This window comes from Aquamicrobium lusatiense, from assembly GCF_014201615.1.
GTDB lineage: Bacteria > Pseudomonadota > Alphaproteobacteria > Rhizobiales > Rhizobiaceae > Mesorhizobium > Mesorhizobium lusatiense.
On the sequence record NZ_JACHEU010000001.1, the window covers coordinates 2,466,827 to 2,484,492 of the forward strand.

At 60.4% G+C, this 17,666-nt stretch carries 18 protein-coding genes; 4 read left to right on the forward strand and 14 right to left on the reverse strand.

The genetic code is table 11. The annotated features are described in order from the left end of the window. Position 1 precedes the first annotated feature (1 nt). The 12 genes from fabZ to HNR59_RS11880 form a co-directional block, all read right to left on the reverse strand. Entirely contained in the window at positions 2-466 is a 465-nt protein-coding gene (fabZ, locus tag HNR59_RS11825; protein ID WP_183830260.1) for a 3-hydroxyacyl-ACP dehydratase FabZ, read from the reverse strand. Continuing rightward, a complete protein-coding gene (gene lpxD, locus HNR59_RS11830) occupies positions 459-1,511 on the reverse strand; it encodes a UDP-3-O-(3-hydroxymyristoyl)glucosamine N-acyltransferase (RefSeq protein ID WP_183830263.1) in 1,053 nt (350 codons plus the stop codon). Before lpxD ends, fabZ begins: the two co-directional genes overlap by 8 nt. A gap of 75 nt (positions 1,512-1,586) precedes the next feature. Then, positions 1,587-3,956 (reverse strand): outer membrane protein assembly factor BamA, encoded by a 2,370-nt coding sequence (bamA, locus tag HNR59_RS11835; protein ID WP_183830266.1) that lies wholly within the window; start codon positions 3,954-3,956, stop codon positions 1,587-1,589. Between the two features lie 214 nt (positions 3,957-4,170). Then, positions 4,171-5,313 (reverse strand): RIP metalloprotease RseP, encoded by a 1,143-nt coding sequence (gene rseP, locus HNR59_RS11840; RefSeq protein WP_183830269.1) that lies wholly within the window; start codon positions 5,311-5,313, stop codon positions 4,171-4,173. A 105-nt stretch (positions 5,314-5,418) separates the two neighbouring features. Continuing rightward, complete coding sequence (locus HNR59_RS11845; protein ID WP_183830273.1) at positions 5,419-6,234, reverse strand: phosphatidate cytidylyltransferase; 816 nt, start codon at positions 6,232-6,234, stop codon at positions 5,419-5,421. Continuing rightward, the gene (locus HNR59_RS11850; RefSeq protein ID WP_183830276.1) at positions 6,231-6,965 is read right to left on the reverse strand and encodes an isoprenyl transferase; all 735 of its coding nucleotides are present in this window, start codon (positions 6,963-6,965) and stop codon (positions 6,231-6,233) included. Before HNR59_RS11850 ends, HNR59_RS11845 begins: the two co-directional genes overlap by 4 nt. 45 nt (positions 6,966-7,010) lie before the next feature. Further along, positions 7,011-7,565, reverse strand: a complete 555-nt coding sequence (gene frr / locus HNR59_RS11855) for a ribosome recycling factor (RefSeq protein ID WP_183830279.1) — start codon at positions 7,563-7,565, stop codon at positions 7,011-7,013. An 81-nt stretch (positions 7,566-7,646) separates the two neighbouring features. Next, entirely contained in the window at positions 7,647-8,369 is a 723-nt protein-coding gene (gene pyrH / locus HNR59_RS11860) for a UMP kinase (protein WP_183830282.1), read from the reverse strand. 139 nt (positions 8,370-8,508) lie between these two features. Further along, positions 8,509-9,429, reverse strand: coding sequence for a translation elongation factor Ts (gene tsf / locus HNR59_RS11865; protein WP_183830285.1), 921 nt, complete (start codon positions 9,427-9,429; stop codon positions 8,509-8,511). A 117-nt stretch (positions 9,430-9,546) separates the two neighbouring features. Then, complete coding sequence (rpsB, locus tag HNR59_RS11870) at positions 9,547-10,332, reverse strand: 30S ribosomal protein S2 (protein ID WP_183830288.1); 786 nt, start codon at positions 10,330-10,332, stop codon at positions 9,547-9,549. Between the two features lie 172 nt (positions 10,333-10,504). Beyond that, complete coding sequence (locus HNR59_RS11875; RefSeq protein ID WP_183830290.1) at positions 10,505-10,795, reverse strand: DUF4031 domain-containing protein; 291 nt, start codon at positions 10,793-10,795, stop codon at positions 10,505-10,507. 10 nt (positions 10,796-10,805) lie between these two features. Then, on the reverse strand, positions 10,806-11,639 hold the full coding sequence (locus HNR59_RS11880; RefSeq protein ID WP_183830293.1) for a cell envelope integrity EipB family protein: 834 nt from the start codon (positions 11,637-11,639) through the stop codon (positions 10,806-10,808). A 137-nt stretch (positions 11,640-11,776) separates the two neighbouring features. On the opposite strand from HNR59_RS11880, the gene HNR59_RS11885 reads away from it, so the two are divergent. The 3 genes from HNR59_RS11885 to HNR59_RS11895 are packed head-to-tail and all read left to right on the forward strand — an operon-like array spanning position 11,777 to position 14,224. Continuing rightward, positions 11,777-12,241, forward strand: coding sequence for a RidA family protein (locus tag HNR59_RS11885; RefSeq protein ID WP_183830296.1), 465 nt, complete (start codon positions 11,777-11,779; stop codon positions 12,239-12,241). A gap of 6 nt (positions 12,242-12,247) precedes the next feature. Beyond that, positions 12,248-12,973 (forward strand): glycerophosphodiester phosphodiesterase, encoded by a 726-nt coding sequence (locus HNR59_RS11890; protein WP_183830299.1) that lies wholly within the window; start codon positions 12,248-12,250, stop codon positions 12,971-12,973. A 45-nt stretch (positions 12,974-13,018) separates the two neighbouring features. After that, the gene (locus HNR59_RS11895) at positions 13,019-14,224 is read left to right on the forward strand and encodes a GNAT family N-acetyltransferase (protein WP_183830302.1); all 1,206 of its coding nucleotides are present in this window, start codon (positions 13,019-13,021) and stop codon (positions 14,222-14,224) included. Here HNR59_RS11895 and HNR59_RS11900 read toward each other — a convergent pair. Continuing rightward, positions 14,218-14,553: a DMT family transporter gene (locus HNR59_RS11900; protein ID WP_183830305.1), complete on the reverse strand. Its 336-nt coding sequence runs from the start codon at positions 14,551-14,553 to the stop codon at positions 14,218-14,220. The two genes, HNR59_RS11895 and HNR59_RS11900, sit on opposite strands and share 7 nt — an antisense overlap. A 168-nt stretch (positions 14,554-14,721) precedes the next feature. Between HNR59_RS11900 and HNR59_RS11905 the strand changes: the two genes are divergently transcribed. Then, the gene (locus tag HNR59_RS11905; protein WP_183830308.1) at positions 14,722-15,144 is read left to right on the forward strand and encodes an HIT family protein; all 423 of its coding nucleotides are present in this window, start codon (positions 14,722-14,724) and stop codon (positions 15,142-15,144) included. Between the two features lie 61 nt (positions 15,145-15,205). Here HNR59_RS11905 and clpA read toward each other — a convergent pair whose 3' ends face one another. Further along, positions 15,206-17,662 carry an ATP-dependent Clp protease ATP-binding subunit ClpA gene (gene clpA / locus HNR59_RS11910; protein WP_183830310.1) on the reverse strand — a complete coding sequence of 819 codons (2,457 nt, stop codon included), beginning with the start codon at positions 17,660-17,662 and terminating at the stop codon, positions 15,206-15,208. Positions 17,663-17,666: the final 4 nt, after the last annotated feature.

Sequence of the window (17,666 nt, forward strand, 5' to 3'; positions counted from 1 at the left end):
GTCAGCTGTTCTCGACCATCATCGCCGAGACTTCGGCTTCGGCGACCTTTGCGCCGTCCACGAGACCTTCGCAAGCGAATTTCAGGATGTTGCCGCGTTTCTTGATCTTGCGCACATGAATGCGCAACTGATCACCCGGAACCACAGGCTTGCGGAACTTGGCGTTGTCGATGGTCATGAAGTAGACAAGCGACGGCTGGTCCGCATTGGCAAGGCGAATGCAGATCGCACCGGCGGTCTGCGCCATGGCCTCGATAATGAGCACACCCGGCATAACCGGCTGGCCAGGAAAATGGCCCAGGAAATGCGGCTCGTTGACAGTGACGTTCTTGATACCAACAGCAGAATCGTCACCATCGATCTCAACGATCCGATCGATCATCAGGAACGGATAGCGATGCGGCAGGAGCTTGAGCAGTTCCTGAATATCAACGGCCTCAAGCACGGAGCCGGCAACGTCAGCCATTCTTTTCCCCTTTAGATGACTTGGTGAATGCACGGATGGCCGACAATTCACGGAAGAAATCCCGCATCGGCTGTGCCGGCATACCTGCCCAGCGCTCTCCTGCGGGAATATCATACATCAGACCCGAGGACGCGGCGACCTGCACCCGGTCGCCCACGCTGATGTGGTCCGCAATGCCAACGCGGCCACCCAGCATGACGAAATCGCCCAATGTGACCGATCCCGAAATGCCGCACTGGCCGGCAATCACACAGCCTCGCCCGATGCGCACATTGTGGGCGATCTGGACGAGGTTGTCGATTTTCGTGCCCTCACCGATAATCGTATCGGCCATCGCGCCACGATCCACCGTCGTGTTGGAACCGACCTCGACATCGTCCTGAATAACGACCCGCCCGATCTGCGGCATCCGTTCCGGGCCCTTCGCGCCGGGAACGAAGCCAAAGCCGTCCTGCCCGATGCGCGCACCGCCATGGATAATGACGCGGTCACCGATCAGGGCATACTGAACGGCCACATTCGGGCCGATATAGCTGTTGCGGCCGATCCGGCAGGAGGCGCCGATCACCGCGTTAGGGGCAATGACAGTACCCGACCCGATTGCAACGCCGGGCCCGACGACTGCGCCCGCTTCAACGATTGCACCGGGCTCGATGGCAGCTGTGGGGTCCACATGCGCCTGCGGCGACACACTCCGCTCTGACGTAGACGGAACGGGTGTTGCGGCAGCGGGAAACATCAGCCGCCCGATATGGGCAAAAGCCTGCTGCGCACGCGGGTTGACGAGAACGGCCACGCCTGTCGGCGCCTTGTCGGCCAGTTCGACGGGGCAGAGAACGGCAGCGGCGTGCAGGTTCGCCATCAGCGCTTCGTTGCGCTTGCCGTCGACGAACACCAGCGCATGGTCTCCGCCTTCGAGGGCTGAGGCGATGGTTTTTATAACCGTGTCGGAATAGGCCGGATTCGCCAGCGTCGATCCAGTAAGAGTAGCCACCTCACCCGCCGTATAATGGCGTGAGGGCACGAAAAACACCGGATCGGTCATTCGAGAGCAATTATCCTGTTTGCCCGGACAGTTCGGCCCGGGCGCGATCGCCCGGAGCCGCCGTTATCCGCTGTTTTAGAAGCGTGTCGACATGCCGAAGTTGAACTCCTGCACCTTGTCGGTCGATTCCTTGGCCACAGGAACCGCGTAATCGATACGCAGCGGACCGAAAGGCGAAGCCCACATCAGGCCCACACCGACCGAGGCACGCCACTTGGAGTCGGTCGAGGCCAGATTTGTACCCGTCTTGTTGCCATAAAGGGTAGCGGCATCAGCGAACACTGCGCCACGCAGGCCAAAGCTTTCCGGAATAGCCGGCAGCGGGAATTGTGCTTCTGCCGAGGCGTGGAAGTAGGTGGTGCCGCCAAGATGACCGTCATAGTCGGTGCTATCATAAGGGCCGATGCCATTGTAATCGAAGCCGCGAATGATGCGATCATTACTCTTGAAATGATCGAACACCCGCAATTCCTTGCTGCCATAGCTTTCCACATGGCCAGCGCCGGCAGTGAGCAAGCCGACAATATCCATTTCCTCGGAGAGCGTATGATACACGGATCCGCGCGCAGTAAACTTGATAAACTTCGCATCGCCACCAAGGCCGGCAACTTCAGCGCCAACATTAGCGAAAATGCCATAGTGCGGATTCTTCATGTCATCGATGGTGTTATACACCAAGTTCGCACTAACCGAAGATTTATCCCAGGTACCATCCGCTATAGCATCATGGATAGCCTGCGGAAGCGTTCCACAAGCAACAGGATCATAAAGCCCGGTAGTATTGTCCACACAGCTATCACGATACTTATACTTCTCCTGTGAGTAGTTATAAGCAAGCTGCGTCGTGATGTTTTCGGTGATCGGCAGACCGAAGCGGACGGTTGCGCCGGTCACTTCACTGTCATAGCGCTTGTACTCGCGGGTTGACTTGAAGATGTCGAAACCAGCGGCAATGCGACGACCGAGGAAGTACGGCTCGGTGAAGGAGACCATGAAGTCGCGCGAATCCTTGCCGCCGCCCGCCGACAGGCGGATATACTGGCCGCGGCCGAGGAAGTTGCGCTCGGTGACGGAACCCTGCACGGATGCACCGGGCGTGTCGCCACCGGTCGAGTAACCGGCACCGATGGAGAATTCACCGGTGGACTTCTCAACCACATCGAGAACCAGAACAACCTGATCCGGCTCGGAGCCCGGCGCCGTCGAAATCTCGACGCGCTCGAAGTAATCAAGGGCTTCGATGCGCTTCTTCGCGCGCTGGACGAGCACCTGGTTGAAGGCATCACCCTCGCTCAGGTCGAACTCGCGACGGATCACATAGTCACGCGTACGGCTGTTTCCACGGATCTCGATCCGCTCGATATAGGCCTTGGCGCCCTGATCGACAGTATAGACCACCGAAATAGTGCGGTTCTCGAAATTGCGGTCGCCACGCGGCGTCACCTGCGCGAAGGCATAGCCGCGCTCGGCAACACGCTCGGTCAGTGCAATCAGCGTGTCCTCAACCGCCTTGGCGCTGTAAACCGCGCCCGAGCGGGTCTGAACCAGCGACTGGAGTGAATTCGGATCGATCTCACCGATCGAGCTATCGACGCTCACATCGCCAAAGGTGTAGCGAGGACCTTCGTCGACGGTGATGGTGACCGTGTACTGATTGGTGGCTTCATCCAGCTCGCCGAAGGACGACACGACCTGGAAATCGGCATAGCCGCGATTGTAGTAGAAGCGGCGCAGCAGTTCTTCGTCAGCGCGCAGCTTGTCGTCGCTGTAGACGTCATCCCGCAGCAGGAAAGACATGAAGTTGGAGCGCTTGGTGTTGACGACATCGGACAGCCTACGGCTGCTGAACGCCTGATTGCCGACAAAATTCACCGCAGCAATCTTGGTCCGCCCGCCCTCAACCACATTGAAAATGACATTGACGCGATTGTTGCCGAGATCGACCACCTGTGAGGTGACAGCTGCATCCTCACGGCCGACGCGACGATAGGCATCCTTGATGGCTTCGATATCCGCATCGACAGCCGCCTGCGAATAGGGGCTGCGCGGCTTCAGCTGCACGGCGCCCGAAAGCTGTGCGTCCTTAACCTTCTTGTTGCCCTGGAACATGACCTGATTGACGATCTGATACTCAGACACCGTCACGACCAGAGACGAACCAACCTGATTGATGCGCACGTCCGAGAACATGCCCGTGGCGAACAGGGTCTTCACCGCATTGTCCACATCGGCGCTGGAGAACGCGCGACCCGGCTTGATCGCGATCTGGTTGCGAACCGTATCGGCATCGATGCGCGAATTTCCGCGAACCTCGATGCGGCTGACCACAGCAGCCTCAGCGGCAGACACTGACATCAACTGTACTGTGAACGCGCCCGGAACGACCAGCGCGGCGGACAATGCCGCCGCGGAAGCGGCGCTCAGAAACTTGGATGCTGCCTTCATCGGGCTATATAACCTTCTCGTATTCCACGGCGAGAAACCGGACACTCGGCCAAAATTCCCATACCGTATTAACCGGATTTTCCCTACACGCAAGGCTTCTGGTTAATTAGTGTTTACTTGGCCGGCCAGCGTTGCTTTCGCGTCACGCATATTCCGGGCCATGGTAAACGCCTTATCAACGACCTCGCTCCCTGATCAGGATTCGTTCATGATTTCAACAGCCAAACAGGTCGTTCCAGAACACGAATCCCATGAAGCCGAGAACCACGAACATGCCAACCTTGTATACGGCTTCCATCGTGCGTTCTGTCACGGGCCGCCGCAGAACGACCTCCATAGCATAGAAAAGCAGATGTCCACCATCGAGTGGCGGAATCGGCAAAAGATTCAGGATGCCTATCCCCACGGAAAGCAGCGCCACGAGCTGCACAAGCCAGTCGAAGCCCAGTTTGGCGGCCTGCGCCGACATGCCGGCGATCTTCACCGGCCCACCGAGCTGGCATTTATCCTCCCGACCGAACGCGAATCGCTTCATGAACTGGCCGGTACGCTCGATGATGTGGCCGGTTTCCGTCACGGCGGCTGACAGAGCCTCGACAGGCGTGTAGGTGATCAGCCGCGGCTGGCCGAGCTCCTGATTGTTGACCACGCCGATGACGGCAACCTTGATCTTGTTGCCCAGCGCATCTTCCTGCTCCATCGGCTGCGGCGTCGCGGTCAGGCTGACCTCGCGTCCGTCCCGCAGCATGACAAAGGTAAGCGCATCGCCTGCCCGGCCCGAAACCAGCCGCTGCACATCCGCGAAGGTTTCCACCTTCTCGCCATTGACGCTGACGAAGCGGTCGCCGGGCATGATGCCGGCTTCCTCTGCGGGGCTGCCCGCGTTGACGGTGGCAACCATCGGCTCGGCGACATAACGGCCATGGATCGAAAACATCACCGCAAACACCGCGATGGTGAGCAGGAAATTGAAAAGCGGACCGGCGAAGACGGTCGCCGCCCGCTTCCAGACCGGCTGCGTATGAAACGCGACGCGACGTTCAGCTTCGCTCAGCTCCGGGCCCGCATCATCGCCCACAGGGCTGGAGGTGACATTCATGTCACCCGCGAATTTCACATAACCGCCAAGCGGTATGGCGCACAGCTTCCAGCGGGTGCCACGCCGATCATTGAAACCCACAAGCTCCGGCCCGAAGCCGATGGAAAAGGCCTGCACGCCGATGCCGCAGGCGCGGCCGACGAGGTAATGTCCCATCTCGTGAACGAACACGACCACGGTCAGCACGAAAAGAAACGGCACCAGAGTACCGAGCAATATACCTTCGGTGCTGAACAGCGCCTGCCAGATGTCGTTCAAATCAAGTCCTCGATTCGCCGGTTCATCTCGGGAAGAAGTGAACCGCTGTTGCGACTGATGCGCCAAAGCCGGCTGAACCCTCACGGATCGCCATCATCAGGCCGCCTACCCTCCAAACAGACCCTGTGCCGGACTGTCGGGGGAAGCCGCCAGACTGCCGATGACGTAAAGCGCGAGTGCCGCCACGACAAGTCCGTCAACCCGGTCCATCACGCCGCCATGCCCCGGAATGAGCTGGCTGGAGTCCTTCGCGCCGTGCCGCCGTTTTACCCAAGATTCGAACAGGTCGCCAATCTGCGACACGATCGAAAGAAGCAAGGCGGCAAGTCCTGCGAGCCCCTGATTGCCCGTTCCGGCCAAAGTAACGACCAGAACGCCCGCCACCACGCCTGCGACAGTGCCGCCAATGGCCCCGCTCCACGTCTTGCCCGGCGAAATGGCAGGAGTAAGCTTTGGCCCGCCAACCGCGCGGCCAACAAAATAGGCCAGCGTGTCGGTGGTCCAGACGACGGCGAACAAAAACAGGATTGCCAGAAAACCAGCGTGATCAGCACCACGAATATAAGCCAGCGCAAAACCGGACAGTGACGCATAGGCCAGCCCCGCAGCGTCCCACTGACCTGTGCCGCGAGCCACTCCGAAAGCAATAAGAATGACGACACCAGCGAGCGTCAGCGCCAGAAAGGTCAATGCGGGCACGCCGAGCGCCAGCGCCACCAGCAGCACAGCCATCAGAGCTTCGGGAAGCAGTTCCAGCCCCCGGGCGGGAGCCTGACGCGTCATCCGCGTCCACTCGTAGAAAACCGCCCCTGCAATGAGGACAGCCAGAAAGCGGAACGGCACACCGCCCAGCCAGGTGAGCGTGAGGACAACGGCGGCAAGAATGACGCCCGATATGATTCTCAGCTGAAGGTTGCTCATCGCACGATTGCCGGCGCCACGGCCTCCTCAGGCGAAAGCCCGCCGAACCGGCGCTCGCGTCCCGCATAATCACGCAATGCTTCCGCCAGATGATCGCTGCCGAAATCCGGCCAGTAACACGGAACGAATACAAGCTCGCTGTAGGCTGCCTGCCAAAGGAGAAAATTGGACAGGCGCAACTCGCCACTGGTGCGGATCACGAGGTCGGGATCAGGAATGTCGGCCGTGTCGAGCGACCGGGTGATGTCGTCCATCTCGATCTGCTGAGGCAGAATTTCTCCACGAACGGCAGCTTCCGCCAGCTTGCGCGCCGCGCGCACGATCTCGTCGCGGCTGCCATAGTTGAAAGCGATGACCAGCGTGAGATTGGTGTTCTCGCGCGTAAGGTTTTCAGCCTCTTCCAGCAGGCCACCTATGTCGGGCTGGAGGGTTGCACGGTCTCCGATGATCCGGACACGAACGCCGTTTCTGTGAAGCTCGGCCAGATCTCGGCGGATGAACAGCTTCAGCAGGCCCATGAGATCCGTAACCTCGGACTTGGGCCTCGACCAGTTTTCGGATGAAAATGCGTAGACGGTCAGGACGGAGATGCCGAAATCCGGCATGGCGCGGACAAGGTTGCGCAGGGCCTCGACACCGGCCCGGTGACCGGCAACGCGCGGCAAGCCCCGGGATTTCGCCCAGCGCCCATTTCCGTCCATAATGATCGCAACATGCGTTGGGCTTGTCATTCGTCCGCCTTCAGGCCGGCTGATGCAACAGATCGCAAGCCAGGATTAAACCTGCATGATCTCCGTTTCCTTCTCGGCCAGAAGGCTGTCGATGGAGGAAATCGTTTCGTCGGTCAGCTTCTGAACCTGATCCGACTGCTTGCGCTGATCATCCTCGCTGATATCCCCGTCCTTTTCGGCCTTTTTCAGGGCATCCATGCCGTCCCGGCGAACATGGCGCACGGCAACGCGCGCGTTCTCGGCATAGGTGTGAGAGATCTTGACCAGCTCCTTGCGGCGCTGCTCGTTGAGCTCCGGCAGCGGAATACGCAGATTGTTGCCATCAACGATCGGATTGAAACCGAGATTGGCCTCACGAATCGCGCGATCCACCGCGCCAACCATCGACTTGTCCCACACGGAGACTGAAATCATACGCGGCTCGGGAACGGCCACGGTAGCCACCTGATTGATAGGCATGGCCGAGCCATAGGCCTGAACCTGAATCGCATCGAGCAGGTTCGAGGAAGCGCGCCCGGTGCGCAGGGAAGCCAGATCCTGCTTGAATGCGTTGATTGCGCCGTCCATGCGCCGCTTCAGGTCTTCAAAATTGCCGCTCATGATCTTCTCCTCAGCCTGCCGTTCCAGGCTCGTCATTCACTATGTGCACAAGCGGGCAGGCATTTCCTCCCCGCGAACCGTTCAATCGTCGGCAACGACCGTGCAGCGGCCACCGCCTCGCAGAATCTCTCCAAATCCACCCTGTGCATGGATTGAGTAGACGATTATCGGAATGTTGTTTTCCCGCGCAAGGGCAATTGCAGCCGTATCCATGATGGAAAGGCCACGATTGATCACCTCGGCATGGGTAATGCGCTCGAAGCGGGTTGCGGAAGGGTCCTTCTTCGGATCCGCCGAATAGACGCCGTCGACCTGCGTGCCCTTGAACAGCGCATCGGCGCCGATTTCGGCAGCGCGAAGGGCTGCGGCCGAATCTGTCGTGAAAAAGGGATTGCCCGTGCCGCCCGCGAAGATCACCACCTTGCCCTGATCCATATAGGCGGTTGCCTGCCGCTGCGAAAAACTCTCGCACAGCTCAGGCATGGCGATCGCCGAGAGAACGACCGCATCGACACCGATCTTGATCAGCGAGGTCCGCAGCGCAAGCGAATTGATCACCGTGGCGAGCATACCCATGTGGTCGCCGGTCACGCGGTCCCCGCCCTTGGAGGCTACAGCCACGCCGCGAAAAATATTGCCGCCGCCAATGACGACGCCGACCTCGATGCCGAGGCTGCGGGCTTCCGCGATGTCGGAGGCGATACGGTCGACGACGGAAACGTCGATCCCGAAATGCTGGTCTCCCATCAGGGCCTCGCCCGACGCTTTCAACAATACCCGTCGGTAAGGAAGCCTGCCCGTCATACTGATCCCCGGTAAAAGCGTTGAATGGCACTGCGGGGCCAATATGCCCCAGCCTGCATGTAATGGGCCGACCCGATACACGAAGGGCGCCGCGATGTCACGCGGCGCCCCTCGCAATATAACAGGCGGATGCCGAAGCTTACTTCTTGACCGTCGCTGCAACCTCGGCTGCAAAGTCGGTTTCTTCCTTCTCGATACCCTCGCCGAGAGCAAAGCGGAGATAAGCGGTGATCTTAGCCGGAGCACCGATTTCCTTCTCTGCTTCCTTCAGCGCGTCCGCGACGGTGACGTCGGGATTGAGAACGAAAGACTGCTTGAGGAGAACGACTTCCTCGTAGAACTTGCGCAGACGACCCTCGACCATCTTCTCGATGATGTTCTCGGGCTTGCCCGACTGGCGAGCCTGCTCGGAGAAGATGGCCTTCTCACGCTCGACGGCGGCCGGATCCAGGGCGTCGATGTCGAGCGCCATAGGATTGATCGCGGCGATGTGCATGGCAACCTGACGGCCGAAGGCAGCAGCCTTCTGCGCGTCGCCTGCGGTTTCAATGGCGACCAGCACGCCGAGCTTGCCCAGATTGTCGGCAACCGCGTTGTGCACATAGGTGGCCACCGCGCCTTCGGAGACCACGAGCTTGGCGGAGCGGCGGAAGCTCAGATTTTCACCGATGGTGCCGACCGCATCCTTGATGGTGTCGGTGACGGTCTTGTCGGAACCCGGATAGTTCGCAGCAGCGACAGCCTCGGTGTCGCCGAATGCAAGGGCGACCTTGGCGATGTTGCCGACGATCTGCTGGAAAGCCTCGTTACGGGCGACGAAGTCGGTCTCGGAATTGACCTCGACCAGCGCTGCCTCGCGCAGCCCCTGATCGACGCCGATCAGACCTTCGGCTGCCGTGCGGCCGGCCTTCTTGTCTGCCTTGGCGATACCCTTCTTGCGCAGCCAGTCGACCGCAGCTTCCATGTCGCCATTGGTCTCGGCAAGGGCGGCCTTACAGTCCATCATACCCGCGCCGGTAAGCTCGCGGAGCTCTTTGACCTGTGCTGCTGAAATGCTCATTCTATGCCTCTTCGTTCAGAAACGGGAATGCGCACCGCCGGATTTTCAGCGATGCGCCATGCCCGGACGCTCAATGCGTCATATAGCGGAAAACACGGGGCCTGACGGCCCCACGCCTCAGGCTTCCGGCGATGCTTCGCCAGCGGGCGTTTCGGTCAGTGCCGGCTCGACGGGAGCCTCTGCCGAAGCGCCGATATCGATGCCGAGCGCGCCCTGCTGACGGGCGATGCCGTCGATCGCAGCCTTGGCGATCAGATCGCAATAAAGCTGGATTGCGCGGGCAGCGTCGTCGTTGCCGGGGATCGGGAAGTCCACCTTGTCCGGGTCGCAGTTCGAATCGATGATGGCAACCACAGGAATGCCAAGACGCTTGGCTTCCAGAATGGCGATCGCTTCCTTGTTGGTGTCGATGACGAACATCAGGTCCGGCGTGGAGCCCATGTCCTTGATGCCGCCGAGGGCCTTGTCGAGCTTCTCGCGCTCGCGCTCAAGGTTCAGGCGCTCCTTCTTGGTGAAGCCCTGTGCATCGCTGGCCAGAAGCTCGTCGAGCTTGCGCAGGCGCTGGATCGAGTTGGAGATCGTCTTCCAGTTGGTCAGCATGCCGCCGAGCCAGCGCGAGTTGACGTAGTACTGAGCCGAACGCTGGGCAGCGTCGGCAACGATGTCCGAAGCCTGACGCTTGGTGCCGACGAACAGGACGCGACCGCCGCGGGAGACGACATCCGAAACCTGCTTCAGGGCCTGATGCAGCAGCGGAACCGTCTGCGACAGATCGATGATGTGGACGTTGTTACGGGCGCCATAGATGTATGGGGCCATCTTCGGGTTCCAGCGGTGGGTCTGGTGGCCGAAGTGCGCGCCTGCTTCAAGAAGCTCGCGCATGGTGAAATCTGGCACTGCCATTCTGTAGTTCCTTTCCGGTTAGCCTCCACGGACATCGGCATCCGGGGTTCTGCCCCGATGCCACCGGAGGTACCGGCCGGATTTCTCCCGGCACGATCCCAAAGTCCGTGTGTGGAATGGTCGCGCATATATCGGCTCGGGCAGCAAAACGCAACCCGGGTGGCGAAAAGGTTCACGCTGCCTTGCGAAACGCCCTGCCCCGGCTCGACACGCGCACGCGCCGGAAGATCGCCACGATCTCCTCACGGCTGCATTCGACAGCGCCCAGTCGCAGCGCGCGGTCGCGCTCAAGACCGGTGATGTCGTAATGCGGTGCGGATGTCTTCGGCGGCCCCTGATAGGAAGACAGCTTCAACCCGAGCCGCGCCGCGAAACCATGCAGTTCGGCAGTATCGTCGGCCATCAGATGACACCAGCGCCGGCCCGCGAAGTGCCATATGGGGGCATCCACATAGACCGCCATCGCACGCGCCTTACTTCTTGCAGGAGCCGGCGCGGGCTCCATCGAACAGCGACAGATCGACAAGCTTCCCGGTCATCGAGAAGTCGCCGTAATCCATCTGCAGATCACGTGTCAGCCCGTTTGCATGCATCTTGAAGCTGATGCGGTATTCCGGCATTTCCTCGCCGCCGTCGGTTTCAGCGGGATTGAAATAAGCGATATCGACCGGCCAGAACTTGTCCTTTTTCAGCGTTGCCAGAACCGGAAGCTCGGGATCCTTGCCGTCCGCTTCGGCCGGCTTTCCGATGACGACGGTGGTCAGCATGGTGCGGTCGGCATCTTCCGAACCGTCATACAGGCTGGTCTCGTAGAAGTTCTCGCCCTTCTCCGCCTTGTCGATCAGCTCGAACATGTGCTGGGTCGGGAACTGGGTGAGATCGAGCGTCACCGTGTTCGGCTCAGGCTTGTCGATGTCGACGCGCACCGAATCCTGCTCGCGATGGGCGGTGCCCTTCACTTCCTTTTCCAGATTCTGGTCGACGAAGGATTTGGTGACGAAGGAAAACGTCTTGCCGTCGCCATCCTCGAAGGTCGTCGTCTGCTGGTCGGTCATGCGCATGGCGTCGGTGGTGCTGATGCGCGTGACCAGACGGAACTTGACCGTGTAGCCGTCGCATTGCGAGCCGTCGAACTCATACACCATGCGCCCCGATATGCCGGTGATGCCGGAGCGCTCGTTAGCCTTGTTCAGAGAGATGTCATAAACGGCGCGGTGGGGCTGCAGAACCGGTGCTGCAAAGGCTGGAACGGTGGAAAAAATGGTCGGAAGCAGGATGGCGGTATAGGCAAGGCGCGTTGCGCGCATGTACAAGCTCCGGTCATGGCAGCCGGCCGTTCCGGCGGCGGGAATGGCCAAGCATAAAAATAGTCGTGGCGGAAGCGAGGCAAAAATTGCACTTTCAGCTGCACCGCCACAGGGGCATCAAGCAATAGGGAATTACCATGAGCGAAACAATCGAAAAGCGGCTGAACGATCTGGGCGTGACGCTGCCTGTGGCTGCGGCACCAGCCGCCAACTACGTTCCGTTCGTGCAAAGCGGCAATTTGCTGTTCCCTTCCGGCCAGCTGCCCATCAAGGATGGCAAGCTCGCCGTGACCGGCCTGCTCGGCAAGGATGTAGATCTGGCGGCCGGTCAGGAGGCCGCGAAGCTGTGCGCAATCAACGTGCTTTCGCAGGCCAAGGCGGCACTCGGCGATCTTGAAAAGATCAGGCGGCTGGTGAAGATCACCGTCTATGTGGCTTCGGCCGCGACTTTCACCGAGCAGCATCTGGTCGGCAACGGCGCTTCCGATTTCTTCGTGGCCGTACTCGGCGAGCGCGGCAAGCATGCGCGCGTGGCGATCGGCATGGCTGCCCTTCCGCTCAATGCCGCGGTCGAGGTTGAGGCGATTCTCGAGGTCGAATAAACTGCGATGACCGGTCTCTCCTGGCTGACGGCACGCCCGATCGCACATCGGGGCCTGCATGATCTCAACAACAAATGTTGGGAAAACACCCTGTCGGCGTTCTCCGCCGCCGTGGAGCGTGGCTACGCCATCGAATGCGATGTGCAGCTGACCAGCGACGGGGTTCCGATAGTCTTTCACGACGGAGACCTGAAGCGGCTGACGGGAGAGGATGGCTTCGTATGGCAGAGAACCGCGGCTGAAATGGCCGTGCTCAGGATCGGCGGCACCGCGGACCATCCGCCGACCCTCGATGAGATGCTGGAACTGGTCGGCGGCCGCGTGCCGCTGGTGATCGAGCTGAAGGGAACGCCGGGCCATGACGACGGCCTTGTCGAGGCGGTCGGCCAGCGCCTGAAACCCTATCGGGGCGAAGCGGCGATCATGTCCTTCGATCACTGGCTCATCCGCGATTTCGGCCGCCACGCCCCCGGCATTCCGGCCGGGCTAACCGCCTGCGGGCGCCGCCAGCACGAGATAGAAGCCCATTTCACCATGCTGGCGCACGGCATTTCGTTCGTGTCCTATGCGGCGGGCGACCTGCCGAACAGCTTCGTGTCGTTCGTGCGCGAGAAGCTTGGCATGCCGGTCATCACATGGACCATCCGCGACCAGCCCGCCGTGGACCTCACCTTCAGATATGCCGACCAGATGACTTTTGAGGGATTCGAGCCACCCGTGGCCAGCGCCTGAGCTGGCCGGGCTTGCACCTCCCTGCCGGCAACTTAAGTAAACCGGATGGATCAGGGCAACGATCAGGCAAACAGCAAAACCACCGGGCATGTCGTTCGCGTTGCCGGCGGCATGGATGGCTTCACGCGTGGTGAATGGGACAGCCTTTCAGGCTCACAAAAAACATGCGGAAATCAATATAACCCATTCATTTCATATGATTTCCTAAGCGCCTTGGAAGAATCCAGATGCGTCGGCGGGCGCAGCGGCTGGCAACCTCACCACCTGAGGCTCGAAAGCGCGGAAGGTGTCCTTGTCGGCGCGATACCATGCTATGCCAAATCGCACAGTCAGGGCGAATATGTTTTCGACCACGGCTGGGCGGATGCATTCGAGCGCGCCGGCGGCCGCTACTATCCCAAGCTGCAAAGTGCTGTTCCGTTCACACCCGCCACGGGTCCGCGCCTGCTCGTGGCCGGTGGATGCGATCCACTCACCGTCAAAGCCGGGCTGGCTGAAGCGCTCCGCATGGTTACCGACAGGCTTGGCGTCTCGTCGGCACATGTCTCGTTCCTGCCGCAGGACGATGTGCTTCCGATGGAGGCAGCCGGCTTCCTGCACCGCACCGACCAACAGTTCCATTTTTTCAACGAAGGCTTTTCCGGCTACGATGATTTTCTTGCCACGCTGGCGTCGCGCAAGCGCAAGGCGCTGAAGAAGGAACGGCGCGAAGCGCTGGCTGACGGCATCAGCATAGACTGGCTGACGGGCAGCGATCTTACCGAACGTGTCTGGGACGACTTCTTCACCTTCTACATGGACACGGGCTCGCGCAAATGGGGCCGTCCTTACCTCAACCGGCAGTTCTTCTCCCTGATCGGCAAGAGAATGGCGGACGACATTCTGCTGGTGATGGCGAAACGCAACGGCCGCTATGTTGCCGGCGCCATCAATTTCATCGGCTCCGACACGCTCTTCGGCCGCAACTGGGGATGTATCGAGGACCACCCTTTCCTGCATTTCGAGGTCTGCTACCATCAGGCGATCGACTTCGCCATTGCCAACAAAATCAGGGTCGTAGAGGCAGGTGCTCAGGGTGAACACAAGCTGGCGCGCGGCTACCAGCCTGTCACCACGCATTCGATGCACTACATCGCCAACCCGTCATTCCGCCGGGCGGTGGCAGACTACCTCCGGCGCGAAAGGCAGGAGGTCGAGCTGATGGGTGATTATCTGGCGGAACATACCCCGTTCCGCAAAGACGATCAGTGAACCACCAACTTCGAGAACAGGTTGATCACCAGCACGCCGGCCATGATCAGCCCCATGCCGACCAGCGCCGGCAGATCCAGTGATTGCCGGAACAGCAGCCATCCGATGGCTGTGATGAGGATGATGCCCGCTCCGCTCCAGATGGCATAGACGATGCCCACAGGCATGGTGCGCAGGGTCAGGGCGAGGAAATAGAAGGCAAGCGCATATCCCAGAATCGTCATCAGCGAAGGCAAAAGCCGGGTAAAACCATCGGTCTGCTTCAGCGCCGTTGTGGCGATCACCTCGAATATGATTGCCACAAACAGATAAAGATAAGTCAGGAGCATCGTGCTCACCCTTGATTCGCATATCGATCCGATATGATCATGCCCCGGAGCGGCGGGCACCCGGATAAATGCCGGGCTGCCGCTCCATATATGTGCTTGCCGCATTTATGCGACGTCAAGTGAGCCCACTTGGCTGCAAAATGCTCCAGAAGAGAACGAGAGACCAGCATGGCCTACGACACAACCAACATCTTCGCCAGACTCCTGCGCGGCGAAATCCCGTCACATCGCGTCTACGAGGACGAGCATACGATTGCGATCATGGATGTGATGCCGCAGGGCGTCGGCCATACGCTGGTTTTGCCCAAGGCCCCGTCGCGCAATCTGCTGGACGCCGACCCCGAAACACTGGGCGCGCTTTTCACGACGGTCCAGAAAGTGGCAAATGCGGTGAAAAAAGCCTTCGATGCCGATGGCGTCGTCGTTTCCCAGTTCAACGAGACGGCGGCCGGCCAGACGGTGTTCCATCTGCACGTCCACATTCTGCCGCGCTTCGAGGGCGTTGACCTCGGCAAGCACGCCATGGAAATGGAGAAGCCGGAAATTCTGGCGGCGAATGCGGAGAAAATCCGGGCAGCACTGGCGCAATAGCCAGCTTCAGCCAATCGCAGGGATCAGGAAAAAGGCCCCGTTTCCGGGGCCTTTTTGTCGTTTACTTGCGCGGAAGTTGCGGCACCAGACTGCGCTTGCTGGCGTCCCTTGGCTTAGGCGTAGCCTTGGCCGACGCAGCCTTCTTCGCAGGAGCCTTCTTAGCCGCCGGCTTGCGGGCCTTCGGCTGCTCTTCCGGTTCCTTCTTCGGCTGGACTTTCGCCTCCTCGGGCAAAGTCTCCAGCTTAAGACCGGTTTCGCCTGTGTCCTTCGTCTCGACGGTGACACGAACCGTGCCGCCCTTTCGCAGCTTGCCGAACAGCACTTCCTCGGCCAGCGGCTTCTTGATGTGCTCCTGGATCACACGACCGAGCGGACGCGCGCCCATGCGCTCGTCATAGCCCTTGTCAGCCAGCCATGCGACGGCCTCGTCGGAGAGGTCGAAGGTCACGCCGCGCTCGGAAAGCTGGGCCTCAAGCTGCATGACGAACTTCTGCACAACCTGATGGATCACCGGCACCGGCAACGAGCCGAATGGAATGATCGCATCGAGACGGTTGCGGAACTCCGGCGTGAACAGCCGGTTGATCGCCTCCGTGTCGTCGCCTTCGCGCTTCGAGGACCCGAATCCGATCGCGGCTTTCGCCATGTCGGCAGCACCCGCATTGGTGGTCATAATCAGGATCACGTTGCGGAAGTCGATCTGCTTGCCGTTGTGGTCGGTCAGCTTGCCGTGGTCCATCACCTGCAACAGGATGTTGAACAGGTCCGGATGGGCCTTCTCGATCTCGTCCAGCAGCAGCACCGAGTGCGGATGCTGGTCGATGCCGTCCGTAAGCAGGCCGCCCTGATCGAAGCCGACATAGCCGGGAGGCGCGCCGATGAGCCGCGATACGGTGTGGCGCTCCATATATTCCGACATGTCGAAGCGCAGCAGTTCGACGCCGAGCGATGCGGCAAGCTGCTTGGCAACCTCGGTCTTGCCGACGCCGGTCGGGCCGGAGAACAGATAGGAACCGATCGGCTTGTCGGGCTCGCGCAGACCGGCGCGCGCCAGCTTGATCGCCGAGCTCAGCGCCGTGATCGCGGTATCCTGACCGTAGACGACGCGCTTCAGCTCGTTCTCCAGACCGGCCAGCACCTTCTCGTCATCGGCCGAAACCGTCTTTGGCGGAATGCGGGCCATGGTGGCGATGGTAGCCTCGATCTCGCGGATGCCGATCGTCTTCTTGCGCTTGTTTTCCGGCACCAGCATCTGCGAAGCGCCGGTCTCGTCGATCACGTCGATGGCCTTGTCCGGCAGCTTGCGATCACTGATGTAGCGGGCCGAAAGCTCCACCGCGCCCTTGATGGCGTCGTTGGTGTACTTGACCTTGTGGAACTCCTCGAAATAGGGCTTCAGCCCCTTCATGATCTCGATGGCGTCCTCGACGGTCGGTTCGTTGACATCGATCTTCTGGAAACGGCGAACAAGCGCCCTGTCCTTCTCGAAGAACTGACGAAACTCCTTGTAAGTCGTTGATCCGATGCAGCGAATTGCACCAGAAGACAAGGCGGGCTTGAGCAGGTTGGAGGCATCCATCGCGCCGCCCGACGTCGCACCCGCACCGATGACGGTGTGGATTTCGTCGATGAACAGGACGGCGCCCGGATAGTCTTCCAGTTCCTTCACGACCTGCTTCAGCCGCTCCTCGAAGTCACCGCGATAGCGGGTTCCGGCGAGCAGCGTGCCCATATCAAGGGCGAAGATGGTCGCGTCCGCCAGCACTTCCGGCACATCGCCCTCCACGATGCGCTTGGCCAGACCTTCGGCGATGGCGGTCTTGCCGACGCCGGGATCTCCCACATAGAGCGGGTTGTTCTTCGAGCGGCGGCACAGCACCTGAATGGTGCGGCTGATTTCCGGTCCACGACCGATCAGCGGGTCGATCTTGCCGGCGCGCGCCTTTTCATTGAGATTGACGCAATAAGCCGTCAGCGCGTCCTGCGCCTTCTTCTTTCCGTCCTCATGCTGTTCGCCGGTGGCTCCGCCGGGCTGATCGTCCTCTGCACCGCGCGGAATGCGCGTCTCGGAGGCGCCCGGCCGCTTGGCGATGCCGTGGGAAATGTAGTTGACCGCGTCGTAGCGGGTCATCTGCTGTTCCTGCAGGAAGTAGGCTGCGTGGCTTTCGCGCTCGGCGAAGATCGCCACCAGCACGTTGGCACCGGAGACTTCCTCACGGCCGGAGGACTGCACGTGGATGACGGCGCGCTGAATCACGCGCTGGAAACCGGCGGTCGGCTTCGAGTCCTCATCATAGCCCGTGATGAGGTTGTCGAGTTCGGTATCGATGTAGTTCAGGACCGTCTGTCGCAATTCGTCGAGATCGACATTGCAGGCGCGCATCACGGCGGCCGCTTCGGTGTCGTCGATCAGCGCCAGCAGCAGATGTTCCAGTGTCGCATATTCATGGTGGCGCTCATTGGCGATTGTCAGCGCCTGATGAAGTGCCTTTTCCAAGCCTTGGGAGAAAGCCGGCATGTTA